We start from the raw sequence: 13792 nt of genomic DNA, 5'->3' as shown, positions 1-13792 counted from the left end.
TTTGATGTCTATTTTTTAAATTCTGTTCTACAAAAGTTTTGTACTTCGTACACTGAAGTGGACAATATAGAGAACACCTAACATGAGTCTCGGATGACCCTGGGAAATTATGGATAAAAATGCAGCAGTTACTCACCGTAGTGAAAAACCAATTGGCAGGATAGTCGAAATCAATGGTCCTGTTGTAAAAATATACTGTGATAGTTTACCTCCTTTGCATCAGTCTCTTAAAACCTATATCGATAGCGATGAATATGTTTTAGAAGTGTGTCAGCATCTTGATCAACATCATGTGAGAGCCATAACTCTCCACCGCGCTACTGGATTACAACGGGGATTAACCGTCTATGATCAAGGCACCCCATTGCAAATTCCAGTTTCTCCAGAGTGCTTGGGGCGACTTTTAACTATTTTTGGTGAGCCTTTAGATGGTGGCTCACCATTAGAAACCCATGAATATCGCGATATTCTAGCAAATCCTGCAGCCATTGAAATGATGACCACTCAAGAAAACGTTCTTGAGACAGGAATTAAAGTGATCGATTTACTGTGTCCCTTCGTCAAAGGGTGTAAAACGGGTTTGTTTGGCGGCGCAGGAGTCGGAAAAACGATACTGCTGATGGAATTGATGCATGCCATTATTCAATTACATCAAGGCACCTCCGTTTTTGCAGGCATTGGTGAACGTATTCGCGAAGGACACGAATTGTGGCATGAGATGAAATCAGCTGGGGTGATGGATAAAACCCTAATGGTATTTGGTCAAATGGATGAATCACCCGGAGTGCGTTTTCGCACCGGATTATCGGCATTAACATATGCTGAATATTTGCGTGATACATTGGGACATGAGGTTCTTTTTCTTGTTGATAATATTTATCGTTTTGTACAAGCAGGCAGTGAAATTTCAGGACTTCTAGGCAGAATGCCTGCCAGTGTCGGTTATCAACCCACATTAATGACCGAGATAGCAGAACTTGAAGAGCGCATTACGTCTACCGCCAAAGGAGCGATTACTTCCGTACAAGCGGTTTACGTTCCAGCAGATGATATGAGCGATCCTGCCGTTACTGGAATCATTACTCATTTGGATTCCATCATCGTGCTCTCCCGATCACAGGCCAGCAAAGGCATTTATCCTGCAGTGGATCCATTAGCTTCCAAGAGTAAATTTATGGATAAAATCGTGCTGGGAGAACGACATTATTCGATTGCGCAAGCCGTACGAGAACACCTAGAGCGTTATCAAGAATTAGAAGACATCATTTCCATGATGGGGATTGAAGAGCTTTCTCCTAAAGACCGTGATATGGTATTAAGAGCTCGCAAATTGCAACGCTATCTTTCGCAGCCCTTTCATGTGACCAAACAACAAACAGGTATTGAAGGAGAGTCCGTTTCCTTAGAGGACACATTAGCAGATTGTGAATCGCTCATCAAAGGCGATTACGATGAATTGACGGAAGATCAATGCTATATGATAGGTACTATGAAAAAGAGGAGATAAATACTGCCATGGCGAGTTTTGATCTGCATCTGCAGAGTTCGACACACTATGAAACAATTCCTCATGTGGTCAGTTTTGTTGGTGAGGATGCTTCTGGACAATTTGGTCTCTTGGCTCACCATGCCCGGATGATGACTTGCTTGAAGTTTGGTTTGGCGTGGTTTCGTTATGAAAATAATGATACTGAATATTTAGCACTACCAAAGGCCGTCCTTTATTTCAATGAAAATCAATTATACATCGCTACAAGACAGTATTTTCGCAATAGAGATTATCAAGCAATACAAATGACCATAGAGAACGAATTACAGATGGAAGAAAAAAACCTTCTGGGCATCAAAGAAAGCTTGCAGCGTTTGGATGAAGAAATGGTAAAACGTCTATGGGAATTAAAACGGCAGAATACCTATGGAACTTAAAAAGTCAAACAAGGAACTGAAACAACAGGTGGCATTGAACGTCAAAAAAATGGATAAGGCCAAAAAGGCGAAGTCCACTTTATTGGCGCAAACTGCTTATCTGGGTACACTGGGTTTCGTTTTTATTCTCCCCATCATTGCAGGAGCGTACCTGGGGGTCTGGTTAGATGAACGACTAAAGGGGTATTCTATTAGCTGGACAATCAATTTAATCCTTGTCGGCGTGATTATTGGTGCAGTGAATGTGTATCTCTTGATTAAGGAATAGCCGTGGGCTCAGAAGGATTTTTAGCGCATTTTGCATTTTCAATAGGCTGGGTGCACATCACCCAAAGTGTCTTGACCACATGGTTTATTATGATGCTATTATTCCTTTGTGGATGGCTCTCTACACGAACATTATCCCTACAACCGGGTAATGGCCAAGTGATTTTAGAGGGGATTTTTAGCACGATGTATGAAGCCATTGAAGAAGTGCTTCCTGAACACGTTGAGCTGGTATTTCCATTTGTTGCTACTTTATGGGTTTTTATTCTCATGGCTAATTTGATTGGCGTCATTCCTGGATTTTATTCACCTACGGCTGACTTATCCGTGACAACCGCCTTAGCAATCATGACTTTTTTGTCCGTGCATTGGTTTGGAATACGTGCCGAAGGGTTGCGAGGCTATTTGAACCATTATATGACACCCACGCCTTTTTTATTGCCGTTTCATTTAATCAGTGAACTATCCAGAACAGTAGCCTTAGCAATTCGGTTGTTTGGTAACGTCATGAGTTTGCAGTTAACAGCACTGATTGTGCTCATGATTGCTGGGTTTTTAGCCCCTATACCCATCTTGATGTTACATATTATTGAAGCAACGATTCAAGCTTACATCTTTGGGATGCTGGCTTTAATCTACATTGCCGGGGGAATTCAATCACAGGAATTGAGGAAACAAGGAGAGTCGTTATGAATAGCATCAGTTGGTTTAGTTTAGTCTCAACAGTGGTTGCGGCGCTTGCCATTGCAATAGGAACCATAGGGCCTGCTCTGGCGATGGGGCGTGCGATCAGTCACGCATTAGATGCTTTAGCAAGGCAGCCGGAAGCTGAAAAATCCATCACCAGAACCTTATTCATTGGTTTGGCCATGATCGAATCCTTAGCGATTTATTGTTTGGTGATTGTCTTGATTATTTTATTCAGAAACCCATTACTGTCTTATCTTGTTAATCAATAAGGATTAAACTAAATGGATTTATCCTGGTCAACCTTTTTATTAGAGCTCATTAATTTTCTTGTCCTCATTTGGATTTTAAAGCATTTTCTTTATGTGCCAATACAAAAAACCATTTTGAATCGAAAAAAAAAGGTACAAAAACAATTAGAAAACGCAGAGTTACTTCACAAGGAAGCCAAACAGCTACAAATAACCTATGAACATCGCCTTACTGATTGGCAGCAGGAGAAGGAACACTTGCAAAATGAATTCCAGCAAGCAATGGATCAATGGAAAGCCGAAGAAAGAATTCATTTTAAAAACAATTTAAAGAATGAAAAAGAAAGAATCGTGTCACAAGAAAGACAACAACTCGTCGCAATGATTGAAACAAATTCGAAAGAAGCGTTTATGCTGGCTGGGAAATTCGCAAAACAATTGCTAAAACAATTGGCTGACCAGCATCTTGAAGAAAAAATAATTGAACAATTCATCATGAATATCAATACGGTACCAGTGGAACAATTGCAAATGGGTGCTGATGCTTCTCTTGAGAACGCGGTGATGATACAAAGTGCCTATCCCATCAATGAGCCTCAACGAGAGCATCTCGTGCAAGCCATTGAACAGCTATTGAAGACGAAATGTCCAGTGGAATTTGTTGAACACCAAGAGCTTCTGGCCGGTTTGACTGTTCAAATGGATTGTGTATTCCTACAAGCCAACCTTCGCGATGAATTAAAATTCTTTACAGAGATATACAATGAACTGGTCTAACCCTCCTTCTTTCCTTGATAAGCAACGGCAACGGATCGAAAACTATGAATTTCAAATCAGATTATCCGAGCAGGGACAAGTCGTCTCTGTGGGAGATGGCATTATCTGGATCAAGGGCTTACCTTCTGCTGCTATTGATGAAATTCTAATTTCGTCAGATGGTTGTTGTATCGCCATGGTTTTTCATCTTGCTGAACGCCTTGTTGGTGCGATCATGCTCGTCCAAACCCAAAAATTAAAAGCAGGCACGCCCATTTTTCATCTGAAGCGGGCATTAAGCATTCCAGTGGGTGATAAGCTTCTTGGACGAGTGATTGATCCTTTAGGAAATCCATTAGATGAGGGTGGGCTGCCTCAATGTGATGAGCAAGGATTACTGGATATCCTATCGCCACCGATTATTAACCGGGATTTTATCAATCGCCCATTGTATACAGGAAATAAAATGATTGATAATTTAATTCCCATTGGAAAAGGGCAGCGGGAGTTAATTATCGGTGATAATGGGCTTGGCAAAAGTTCTCTAGCTATTGATATTGTGATGAATCAAAAGGATAAAAATGTTCGCTGTGTCTATGTGTTAATTGGTCAAAAACGCTCCACGGTGAGCAATACCATTCAATTATTAAGAGAAACGAAGGCTTTAGACTACACAACCCTTGTTGTGGCACAAGCTACGGCATTACCTGGATTACTTTATCTCGCGCCCTTTGCAGGATGTGCCATTGCCGAACACTGGATGAACAAAGGGTTTGATACCTTGGTGGTGTATGATGATTTGAGTGCTCATGCCAACAGTTATCGTGAACTGTCCCTGTTACTGCGTAGACCACCCGGTCGCGAAGCGTTTCCTGCTGACATATTTTATCTGCATTCCCGTTTATTAGAGCGCTCAACCTGTCTTTCTCCTCAAATGGGCGGTGGCAGCATGACCGCGTTGCCCATTATTGAAACCAAAGAAGGGGAAATTGCGACTTATATCCCTACGAATCTCATCTCAATCACTGATGGACAACTATTTTTTGATGAACAATTGTTCTCTTCCGGATTTCTTCCAGCCATTGATATCACAAAGTCGGTCTCGCGAGTAGGCGGTAAAGCCCAGCATCCACAAATTAAAAAAGAAGCAGGTAGAATGAAACTAGACTACATGCAATTCCTTGATTTGGAAATTTTTACACGCTTTGGTGCCAGGCTTGATGCCAGAATGCAACATCAGATTCACAAGGGGCGTATTTTAAGAGAAATATTGAAACAAGACAGGCTTTCTCCTTTGCCTATTGAATTCCAACTGGCGTGGCTTATTGCCTACAACGAGGGTTTATTTGATGAAATGAATTTAGAAACCATCACGCCTGCTCTCAAAAAAATAGAGCGTGCAATAAAAAAGGATACTTTGTCATTGGAAAGTCCTCGAAAAAAGTGGCTCAATGCAGTGAGCACTTGGTTAAATGAGTAAACCCGTTATTCCTTCCAATGTAATGAGTATCTGTAACCTACGGACGATTTTATGACCAAGCGAAGCAAATTGAAAGAGCATCTTCATGCCTTAGAAGATATTGGCAATATCATGACAGCCATGAAAAATCTCTGTTCCCTTGAACTAAGTAAAACGACTAAATGTCTTTCGATGCAGGAAAAAACAATGCAAACCATTCAAGAGGTGAGTAGTGATTTTTTAAGTTTCTACCCCATGTTCTCCATGAATGAACAAGGGGCTCATCCGGTAATTTATATTCTTATCGGCTCAGAAAGAGGATTTTGTGGCAGTTTTAATGATCAGGTAATGAGTCAGTTAAACACCATTAAGGAGAACCATGCTGAATTGAACCTGGCATTCATTGTTATAGGGCATAAATTAGCATTAAACATGCGTCATGATTCTCGTGTCACGGCAACGATCCAGGGACCTAATGCCATTGAAGAAATTCCGGCTGTCATTTTAAAATTGCTACAGGCTTTGGAAGACGTTTCGTCACAAAAACATATAAAGTTACACTCCTGGCAGTGGACTATCCTCTTCAATGAAGAGGATAACAATCAAGTTCAAACAAAAACAGTGCAACCCTTTAAAGAATTTTATGCAAGTAATGTTACTCATTATTCCATTCCACCGGTTTTAAATGCATCCAATGACCAGTTTTGGGCTGAATTGGTTGAACACTACTTATTTTCAATGTTGTATTCCATTTTTTATAAATCATTTTTTGCTGAAAATCATCAAAGACTCCTTCACTTGAATAATGCATTGGATCATTTAGAAAGGAAAAAAAATAGATTAAACGATCGTCTCACGTTACTCCGTCAGGAAGAAATTACCGAAGAAATTCAGAATATTCTGCTCAGCGCAGAAGCAATCATTGGTCGCGATCTCACTTAGAAATACCAAGTACAAAGTAAACTACGGGACTTCAACCCCAAAACTAAAAAGGCTATCAAAGTGAGGAGCAACTATTAAGTTTATTTTTAAAGAGTTAAGTCAGATTCATTCTAAGTTATTGGAAATTTGTTACGGAATATGGGATAAACTAATATTAACCAGGAAAACAAATAATCTCAGCTAAAAATACAAAGCGGGCTTTGGAGGGACAGGATGCCGTTTCAATACATTAAAAAAAAGTTTGCTCCGCTTCGATTGTTGCAACAATTGCTCGTTTATTTCATGTTACTGGTGGCCTCCACCGCTTTTGCCCAACCCTCAGCAGACGAGCATTCCGCACATCATCCAGGAGGAAGTGAGAAAGAAGGCGAGGGAATGGGTGGCATGATGAAAAACATAGGTTCCCCTTCTCAGGAGCCTTACCCCTCTTTAATGAATTTTCAGGCATTATCCCCAAAACAACGCATTGAAATACAACAAATGGCCCACAAACGCATGGCATCGGGTATTGCGCTCATGAAGGGTGGACTGGGTGAGCTTTTGTCTGCATCAAAAAATAACGATTACGCTAAAATGCAGGAAGCCTTAGAGAAAGTACGGGAAGGGATTGCCCAATATGAGAGTGCGCTGGCAGCGCTTCGTGCGCTTGCTGAGGGAAAAAATCCGCGCTACATCGCATTACAGTGGTTTAAACGTGAAATGAATCTCCTTCCAAGTGCTCCAGAAGCCAATAATATCTTAGGAGGGCCTTTTTTTCATTTAACGATTATAGGCCTGTTTAGTCTGTTTTTTTTGATCATGATTTGGATGTATTTTTTCAAAATGAGACGAGCCACTGCATTGCTTGACCGTTTAGTAAAACAAAATAAGGCTGCTTCTTCGGAAGCATCACCCCAATCTTCAAAAGCACCCGAACCAACACCATCCTTAACATCAGTAGAGCCCATTACGTCCTCTAAAGTTTCTGAAGCACCATCAGAAATCACAGCCACTGCTCCAACTCCCTGTCCCGTTCATAAATGCCCAATTCCACAGTTTCCAGTCATGAGGTCGCTCACCGAACCGGAAGAGAAGTGGGAAGGAAAACTCCGCGTTTGTCGTATTTTTCAAGAGGCTCCAGGAATAAAAACATTTCATTTGGCATCCCAGCATCAGGTGGCTTTGCCATTTACCTATTATCCTGGCCAGTTCATTACGCTCACTGCGGTGATTGAGGGGAAAACGATAAAGCGCAGTTATACCATGGCCTCGACACCGACCCAACTACATTATTGTGCCATTACGGTAAAGCGAGAAGAACAAGGCTTGTTTTCTCGTTATTTGCATGACCAAATTAAGGAAGGGGATTTACTGGATGTGATGGGGCCTAATGGTAAATTTACTTTTACGGGTGAAGAGGCAAAGAGCATTGTGCTGATTTGTGGAGGGGTGGGGATTACTCCAATGATGGGTATCATCCGCTATCTCACTGATATTGGGTGGCATAATGATATTTATTTGCTTTATTGCTGTCGCACGACCGTTGATTTTATTTTTCGCGAGGAATTAGAACACCTTCAGGAACGATACTCTAATCTCCATGTGTATGCGACGATGCTGCGTTCACAGGGAACCATTTGGATGGGTTTAGAAGGCATGTTTACCAAGAATATTATTGGCCATCTTGTCCCCGACATTGCCTCTCGTCGTATCCATGTTTGTGGTCCTCCAGCAATGATGGATGCGGTACTGGATATCTTGAAAGAGCTTAACGTACCAACCGACTTGATTTTAACGGAAGCGTTTGGTGTGGAAAGAAAACCTGAAATAACGCAGGCAGACATGGACTTCATCAAAACAGATGCTCATGCGATGGTTTCTTTTAGAAAATCCAACAAAACAGTTCCGATTTTGCCAGATCACACACTACTTGAAATAGCCGAAGCAAACAGTATTGCTATTGATAATGCGTGCAGAACCGGTCAATGCGGGTTATGTAAAGTACAATTGCTGTCAGGGGAGGTAACCATGGCTTGTGACGATGCCCTTTCAAAGGAAGACAAGCAACACGGGCTTATTTTAGCCTGTCAGGCAAAAGCCACCAAAAATATTGAGGTGGATGTTTAATGAATGCGCCAGGACGTATGATGGTTTTGGGCTTGGTACTGTTAATGCTTATCACGTGGCTAGGCTTTAGCGTCCATGTGTCTCCTCGATTTGCTGGGAGTTTTTGGGGTGGAGTTTTTGGGGTTAGTGGCTCGATATTGATGCTGATTCCCCTATTCTATCTCTTTATTAAGCGCATTTCCTTTTTGAAGAATTGGGTAACACAGTATGTCTCCATGAATACCCTGTTGTCCTGGCATATTTACACAGGCATTATTGGTTCTATTTTAGTCTTGATTCATACAGGGCATAAATTCAATAGCGCTCTGGGTATCGCTCTTACTGCAACGACACTCATTGTCACCATCAGTGGTTTTATTGGTCGTTATCTCATGGGCTTTATGACTCATGAAATAGATGAAAAAAAGGCCATACTGGTGGGATTGCAAAGGCAATATCAAATCGTTGCCCAAGAATTACAATCGAGTACCTACTCCAATCAGAACATAGGGAAAATAAGTCTTATGAGAGCGCGCTTCCTTCTATGGTTGCTTGAAGATACCGCATTTGAGAATCATTTAATAAAATCTGCAGAGATACGTGCTTTGTCTTTAGCGGAAACCATCTCTGAGCTTGAATACGCCATCCGATTTCATGAGTACTTCAAACGCGTATTTCAAAAATGGTTAGCATGTCACATTATTACGGCACTGGCATTGTATGTTCTGCTGGGTTTGCATGTGTGGTCTGGAATTTATTTTGGATTAAGGTGGTTTCAATGAAGCTGAGCTGGGCCACACTGGTTGTCCTTATTGTTTTAGCAACGCTGTCGTTTGCCGCCTATTATACGTCTTATCATGGGGATGAGGTCAGCGGCTTGACTAACGTGGCAGAATGGCAAAGAATGGCAAGCCCTGGAGAGCTATCCAAGAGCCACTCTTTTCTTAGTCACAACTGTACTGCGTGTCATACCCCAGTAAAAGGTGTTGAGGCAGTGAGCTGTATTGCATGCCATGCCAACAACGAGTCTCTTTTAAAACGCCAACCCACCTCATTTCATGCCAACATTGGCAGTTGTGTCGAGTGCCATTCTGAGCACCTGGGTAGAGAGGCACGTATAACTCATATGGATCATAATGCGCTGGTTTCGTTAGGGTTTCAGCAGATCAATCTATTTTCAAATGCGAATGATGAAGAAGAACGGTTGCTTATTGAGCAAGTTAACTACTTTCTAGAGCAGAATGAATCCACCAGGCCAACGTTACTGGTAAACCCCCATTTATCAAATAAAGAGCTTACTTTACGGTGCGCATCATGCCACCAAAACAAAGACAAGCATTTTAAATTATTTGGTGACGATTGTTCTGCTTGCCATGAAACAGCTCATTGGAACATCCCTGAATTTAGACACCCATCCGCTCGCTCAATGGATTGTGCCCAATGCCATAAAGCACCACCAAGCCATTATATGGAACATTTTAATATGATCTCAAAAGTGGTTGCTCGTGAGGAACATGCTCGTGTTGACCAATGTTTCCTTTGTCATCAAACCACTTTGTGGACTGATATTAAGGGCGTTGGATTTTATAAGCATCATTGAGGGAAGATTTAGACTTCTCCATTGATGCTTTTATTCTATTTTCCTTAGATTTCAAAAAATCCTTTTTCTAGTTGTATACCCATCTCCTTCATCTACGATTTATTTTGCATTGAGATGGTCGGTTGCATATTCATTGGACTTTGAAAATAACCTTGTTGCCAATACTTTATTCCATAATAAACGGTACAAAGCGTGGAAGTCATTGAGAATAGGATAATAAGCAAACCAAGAATTGTTGCAAGACCCGCTCCCTTTTGCTGCTTTGACCAAACCCATAACGCGGTTCCCGCAGACAAAGCAATTAACCCCAGTGAAAATGCAGTGTGAAATTGAAACATAAAAATCTCCTTATACTTACGTTATTTAAAAAATTGGGGGATAAAGGCCGGTGTTTTCTCTGCATAGCGTTGGTATTCTTCTCCAAACTCCTTAGAAGTTTCCTGTTCTTCTTTACGAGCAAGTTTCACATACATAGTAACAAGGATAGGAAACATAATTAAGGTCAGAATGGTTGGCCATTGCAATAAAAATCCAATCATTACGAGAATAAACCCATCATATTGCGGGTGACGAATTTTGGCATACAGTCCTGTTGTTGCGAGTTGATGGTTCTTTTGAGCACGATAAAGCGTACCCCAGGCTGATGCAATCGTCCAAAGACCGCCGATAATGAAGACAAAACTTAAGATATGAAATACATCAAAATGGGGATCTCCTTTCAACCCAAATAGGGTATGGAGTAAATGGCCGCTGTCATGACCGTATAAATCCATTCCAGGATAATATCTAGAAAGCCATCCTGACAGTAAGTAAATGGTTAAAGGGAAACCATACATTTCGGTAAAATAAGCAACCACGAAAGCAGAGAAACCCCCAAAGGCACGCCAGTCTCGCCCTGTTTTAAACGTTGTGGTAAAGCTATAGGCAAACAAAATGAAGATCGCCGAATTGACAATGACCAACAGCCAAAACCCATAGGCATAAGAGGTATGTTCCATTTTCGATTAATCCTTATTCTCAGACGAGTCACTGTCTTCGCTATCAGACTTATGATGATGCTCTTTTTCGTGACCTCCATGTCCTCTATGCATAAACAGATGCATTAGTGGACAGAGTAAGACTAACAGCAAAAAAGGCGAAGCCCCAAGAAAACTAGCAATGTGAGCACCATGCTCTACAATCAAGAAATAGCCAATAATCCCAATAATGATGATGGCAACCATGCCAGAAGGAGAACTCCAAAAGCCCTTCTGTTTTTGTGGCGTTGGTGGCTGTGGATGATGCTTAGGTTCAGACGACACGATGTTCACTCCTTTGCTCATTCATTTTTATTAGTATAGTCCATCTTTATAAAGGATTGCGCCAGTAAAGTATGAATCTTATGCCTATTTAAAAATTGATCTAATATCATGTCTTGTCTATACTTAACACGATAAGTACTGGATTTATAGCAGTTTGGAATCACGCAATCACTTCCTTTACAAGGAGTGGCACTATGTGGACTTTAAAAACGTTGAAGCTATTTGTTGCTGTAGCCGCTTTGATAGGTTCAACTGCTGTAGCTGCTGCCTTTGATACCTCAATCAAAAATGAGTCACCATTAGGTTCTATGATATTGGCTACTAATGTACCTCATGCACCTCATTGGATACCTCATGGTGGACATGGCCAGTGGCATTGGAATGGACATAAATGGCATTGGATTCAATATCACCAAAATTGGCATCAAAATTGGCATCACGGTGGTCACGGCGGACAAGGTGGACATGGCGGCGGACATTAAGAGTGGGAATTCATCCCCAAATCTTGATGTGTGTGTAAGAATATTAACATTTTGTTAAGCAGTTTTTTTGTGCCAAATAGAACCCGCAAGATAAATAAGCCGCCGTCATAAAGACGTGAGGAATACCATTCTATTCTTTGGGAAGAGTAAGCCTAATATCCCAATTAACAAGCCAGCTCAATGATATGATAATGATCTTCATCACGGGTATAGTAATCACTATTATTATATAAGCTATTCGCCTTTAGCTACTAATAATAAGATACTGAGTCCCAGTGAGAAGAAACATGAAATTCAAACAGGATAATCTCCTTATAGACTCGGACTTAAATTTGAAAAATATCCGCGAGTTCCTTGGGCCGTAACTGCTTTGTCGTATCGACTCAGGGCATGAATGTAAGCCGCTTGCCGCATATCTGTTTGATATTGTTCCATCAGCTGCCAAATATTCTTGAATTCACGGGATATGATAGTCTGTAATTCTTCTTCAACTTTTTCCATAGTCCAATAATAACCTGATTTATTTTGCACCCACTCAAAATAGCTTACGATTACCCCACCTGTATTGGCTAATATATCGGGTACAATTAATAGTCCCTTTTTCTGCAATAGTGCATCGGCCTCTAAGGTTATTGGACCATTTGCAATTTCAATGACTATAGGAGCCTTAATTGGGGTTAATTCCATATAGCGCTGGTTTATCAGCATGACCTGCTATAACCCTTATGTAGAAAGGCTTATAGAGCCAGCATTGATGGTTTCATCTTCTAGCAGTAATTTCGCAACTTCTTGAATATTAATAAGTTTTTCTGATTTACAAAATGTAAATGTCCCAAGCATATTAAAATGTTGCCAAGCAACCGGTGATAATCGTTTAATTTCATTGCATAGCGCCTCGTCACCGCGCTGTTTAGCCTGATCTAAAAGTGCTGACAATAAGGCTGTGTTGTAATAGATCATGCAACAAGCCAAGATTTTATTGCATTGATTATTAATTTCTAACATTTTGTCAGTTTTTCCTAACAATTGCTTGCCACTGATTTTGAGTATGGCTGAACGTAACTGATGAAATGCTTCACCCCTATTTAATGCACGGTGAACACAACGTCTCATTTCAACATCATCAATATATTTAAGCAGATAAATGCTCATAATAATCTTATCAAACTCGATTAGTGCCTTTAAGGTAGAGTTTGTTTTGGTATAAGAGGATAGTTTTCTTATCACCGTACTTTGTGAGGTTTCTTTCATTGCAATGGATGCGATAATTCTTAAGATATTATCCCATTCATCAATAATTAATTGTTGGCTTATTTTTTTAGAGGGTTTTATTAAAAATTTACTGTATTCGCTTGTCTTTTTAAAGGCAACAAGATTTTTGTCAGCTTTTCTGTTTATTTTGGTGAACCTCGGCATAAAATCATATCCAAACAAATACATCAGTGCGAAATTAACTCGATTAATGCTATGCATGTCTCCAGATACGGCTGTAATCTTTAGATCGCTGGTATTGTTATAAACAATATCCAGAACATGATGACTTTCATGCTCATTTGCACCAATTACCTTAGTATTAACAGGTAGATGATTAGCAATTAAACTATAAGAAACAACACCCTTTCCATAACCGAAATATTTTGTTGAGTACCTTGCCATAATGGTTTGATATTTTGTTTCTAATTTTTGTCCATCAAGACTTGCATGTATTCCATAGTCAGATAAATTGTAATATTCAAATATAGGTAGTTTCGCAATGTGATTAATAATTTGATCGCCAGCCTCAACTAACGAATCAAGCCGAATAAAAGTACCTTCAACATTATTTAAATCTTGAATACTTACATCAGAAGACTCAGCCAATCGCTTCTTCCCAATAGAGGCTCCTTGCGCTATAAGGTAGGCTTTGGCATGTTCAGGTTTTACCAATGTCTTAGTTCCTTTATGGGGAGGTAGCCGCAAACCTCAGAAATTTCCGGACAGTTTTTAGTCATTCCAGAACTCTTTAAATCGTATTGCTGCTATTTCTGTATACCGCA

Annotated in this window: 17 protein-coding genes; 12 read left to right on the top strand and 5 right to left on the bottom strand. The window is 40.5% G+C overall.

Annotated elements, in window-relative coordinates; translation table 11 throughout:
- The first annotated feature begins 109 nt into the window (after positions 1–109).
- The 11 genes from atpD (at position 110) to E1P08_RS15950 (ending at position 9973) form a co-directional block, all read left to right on the top strand.
- Entirely contained in the window at positions 110–1507 is a 1398-nt protein-coding gene (gene atpD, locus E1P08_RS16000) for a F0F1 ATP synthase subunit beta (protein ID WP_028385227.1), read from the top strand.
- Positions 1508–1515: 8 nt separating this feature from the next.
- The gene (locus E1P08_RS15995) at positions 1516–1926 is read left to right on the top strand and encodes a F0F1 ATP synthase subunit delta/epsilon (protein ID WP_028385226.1); all 411 of its coding nucleotides are present in this window, start codon (positions 1516–1518) and stop codon (positions 1924–1926) included.
- The gene (locus E1P08_RS15990) at positions 1916–2194 is read left to right on the top strand and encodes an AtpZ/AtpI family protein (RefSeq protein WP_028385225.1); all 279 of its coding nucleotides are present in this window, start codon (positions 1916–1918) and stop codon (positions 2192–2194) included. The genes E1P08_RS15995 and E1P08_RS15990 overlap by 11 nt, the downstream gene beginning before the upstream one ends.
- A gap of 2 nt (positions 2195–2196) precedes the next feature.
- A complete protein-coding gene (locus E1P08_RS15985) occupies positions 2197–2886 on the top strand; it encodes a F0F1 ATP synthase subunit A (protein ID WP_028385224.1) in 690 nt (229 codons plus the stop codon).
- Entirely contained in the window at positions 2883–3152 is a 270-nt protein-coding gene (locus E1P08_RS15980) for a F0F1 ATP synthase subunit C (RefSeq protein ID WP_028385223.1), read from the top strand. The genes E1P08_RS15985 and E1P08_RS15980 overlap by 4 nt, the downstream gene beginning before the upstream one ends.
- Positions 3153–3164: 12 nt before the next feature.
- On the top strand, positions 3165–3908 hold the full coding sequence (locus E1P08_RS15975) for a F0F1 ATP synthase subunit delta (protein ID WP_028385222.1): 744 nt from the start codon (positions 3165–3167) through the stop codon (positions 3906–3908).
- Positions 3895–5367 carry a F0F1 ATP synthase subunit alpha gene (locus tag E1P08_RS15970; RefSeq protein WP_028385221.1) on the top strand — a complete coding sequence of 491 codons (1473 nt, stop codon included), beginning with the start codon at positions 3895–3897 and terminating at the stop codon, positions 5365–5367. Before E1P08_RS15975 ends, E1P08_RS15970 begins: the two co-directional genes overlap by 14 nt.
- 51 nt (positions 5368–5418) lie before the next feature.
- Entirely contained in the window at positions 5419–6288 is an 870-nt protein-coding gene (locus E1P08_RS15965) for a F0F1 ATP synthase subunit gamma (RefSeq protein WP_028385220.1), read from the top strand.
- A gap of 213 nt (positions 6289–6501) precedes the next feature.
- Complete coding sequence (locus E1P08_RS15960) at positions 6502–8394, top strand: 2Fe-2S iron-sulfur cluster-binding protein (protein ID WP_028385219.1); 1893 nt, start codon at positions 6502–6504, stop codon at positions 8392–8394.
- Positions 8394–9155 (top strand): hypothetical protein, encoded by a 762-nt coding sequence (locus E1P08_RS15955; RefSeq protein WP_028385218.1) that lies wholly within the window; start codon positions 8394–8396, stop codon positions 9153–9155. Before E1P08_RS15960 ends, E1P08_RS15955 begins: the two co-directional genes overlap by 1 nt.
- Positions 9152–9973, top strand: coding sequence for a cytochrome c3 family protein (locus tag E1P08_RS15950; RefSeq protein ID WP_028385217.1), 822 nt, complete (start codon positions 9152–9154; stop codon positions 9971–9973). Before E1P08_RS15955 ends, E1P08_RS15950 begins: the two co-directional genes overlap by 4 nt.
- A 92-nt stretch (positions 9974–10065) precedes the next feature.
- On the opposite strand, the gene E1P08_RS15945 is transcribed toward E1P08_RS15950, so the two are convergent.
- From E1P08_RS15945 to E1P08_RS15935, 3 genes are read right to left on the bottom strand one after another with little or no spacing between them, the layout of a single operon-like run.
- Positions 10066–10311, bottom strand: a complete 246-nt coding sequence (locus tag E1P08_RS15945) for a hypothetical protein (RefSeq protein WP_028385216.1) — start codon at positions 10309–10311, stop codon at positions 10066–10068.
- Positions 10312–10332: 21 nt separating this feature from the next.
- The gene (locus tag E1P08_RS15940; protein WP_028385215.1) at positions 10333–10971 is read right to left on the bottom strand and encodes a methyltransferase family protein; all 639 of its coding nucleotides are present in this window, start codon (positions 10969–10971) and stop codon (positions 10333–10335) included.
- A 6-nt stretch (positions 10972–10977) separates the two neighbouring features.
- On the bottom strand, positions 10978–11295 hold the full coding sequence (locus tag E1P08_RS15935) for a DUF2933 domain-containing protein (RefSeq protein ID WP_051190739.1): 318 nt from the start codon (positions 11293–11295) through the stop codon (positions 10978–10980).
- A gap of 173 nt (positions 11296–11468) precedes the next feature.
- On the opposite strand from E1P08_RS15935, the gene E1P08_RS15930 reads away from it, so the two are divergent.
- Positions 11469–11756, top strand: a complete 288-nt coding sequence (locus tag E1P08_RS15930) for a VrrB (RefSeq protein ID WP_133137979.1) — start codon at positions 11469–11471, stop codon at positions 11754–11756.
- A 312-nt stretch (positions 11757–12068) separates the two neighbouring features.
- Here E1P08_RS15930 and E1P08_RS15925 read toward each other — a convergent pair whose 3' ends face one another.
- Together E1P08_RS15925 and E1P08_RS15920 are read right to left on the bottom strand one after the other, a co-directional pair.
- On the bottom strand, positions 12069–12464 hold the full coding sequence (locus tag E1P08_RS15925; RefSeq protein WP_242602503.1) for a Glu/Leu/Phe/Val dehydrogenase: 396 nt from the start codon (positions 12462–12464) through the stop codon (positions 12069–12071).
- 15 nt (positions 12465–12479) lie between these two features.
- Positions 12480–13682, bottom strand: coding sequence for a Tn3 family transposase (locus E1P08_RS15920; protein WP_165485212.1), 1203 nt, complete (start codon positions 13680–13682; stop codon positions 12480–12482).
- Positions 13683–13792: the final 110 nt, after the last annotated feature.

Source organism: Legionella rowbothamii (assembly GCF_900639985.1).
GTDB lineage: Bacteria > Pseudomonadota > Gammaproteobacteria > Legionellales > Legionellaceae > Legionella > Legionella rowbothamii.
This window is presented reverse-complemented; position numbering and strand designations above follow the sequence as displayed.

Bases quoted from the DNA above. Each gene is read 5' to 3' on its own strand.
- atpD (WP_028385227.1), top strand. From the start codon at position 110: ATGGATAAAAATGCAGCAGTTACTCACCGTAGTGAAAAACCAATTGGC.
- E1P08_RS15995 (WP_028385226.1), top strand. From the start codon at position 1,516: ATGGCGAGTTTTGATCTGCATCTGCAGAGTTCGACACACTATGAAACA.
- E1P08_RS15990 (WP_028385225.1), top strand. From the start codon at position 1,916: ATGGAACTTAAAAAGTCAAACAAGGAACTGAAACAACAGGTGGCATTG.
- E1P08_RS15980 (WP_028385223.1), top strand. From the start codon at position 2,883: ATGAATAGCATCAGTTGGTTTAGTTTAGTCTCAACAGTGGTTGCGGCG.
- E1P08_RS15975 (WP_028385222.1), top strand. From the start codon at position 3,165: ATGGATTTATCCTGGTCAACCTTTTTATTAGAGCTCATTAATTTTCTT.
- E1P08_RS15970 (WP_028385221.1), top strand. From the start codon at position 3,895: ATGAACTGGTCTAACCCTCCTTCTTTCCTTGATAAGCAACGGCAACGG.
- E1P08_RS15965 (WP_028385220.1), top strand. From the start codon at position 5,419: ATGACCAAGCGAAGCAAATTGAAAGAGCATCTTCATGCCTTAGAAGAT.
- E1P08_RS15960 (WP_028385219.1), top strand. From the start codon at position 6,502: ATGCCGTTTCAATACATTAAAAAAAAGTTTGCTCCGCTTCGATTGTTG.
- E1P08_RS15955 (WP_028385218.1), top strand. From the start codon at position 8,394: ATGAATGCGCCAGGACGTATGATGGTTTTGGGCTTGGTACTGTTAATG.
- E1P08_RS15950 (WP_028385217.1), top strand. From the start codon at position 9,152: ATGAAGCTGAGCTGGGCCACACTGGTTGTCCTTATTGTTTTAGCAACG.
- E1P08_RS15945 (WP_028385216.1), bottom strand. From the start codon at position 10,311: ATGTTTCAATTTCACACTGCATTTTCACTGGGGTTAATTGCTTTGTCT.
- E1P08_RS15940 (WP_028385215.1), bottom strand. From the start codon at position 10,971: ATGGAACATACCTCTTATGCCTATGGGTTTTGGCTGTTGGTCATTGTC.
- E1P08_RS15935 (WP_051190739.1), bottom strand. From the start codon at position 11,295: ATGAGCAAAGGAGTGAACATCGTGTCGTCTGAACCTAAGCATCATCCA.
- E1P08_RS15930 (WP_133137979.1), top strand. From the start codon at position 11,469: ATGTGGACTTTAAAAACGTTGAAGCTATTTGTTGCTGTAGCCGCTTTG.
- E1P08_RS15925 (WP_242602503.1), bottom strand. From the start codon at position 12,464: ATGCTGATAAACCAGCGCTATATGGAATTAACCCCAATTAAGGCTCCT.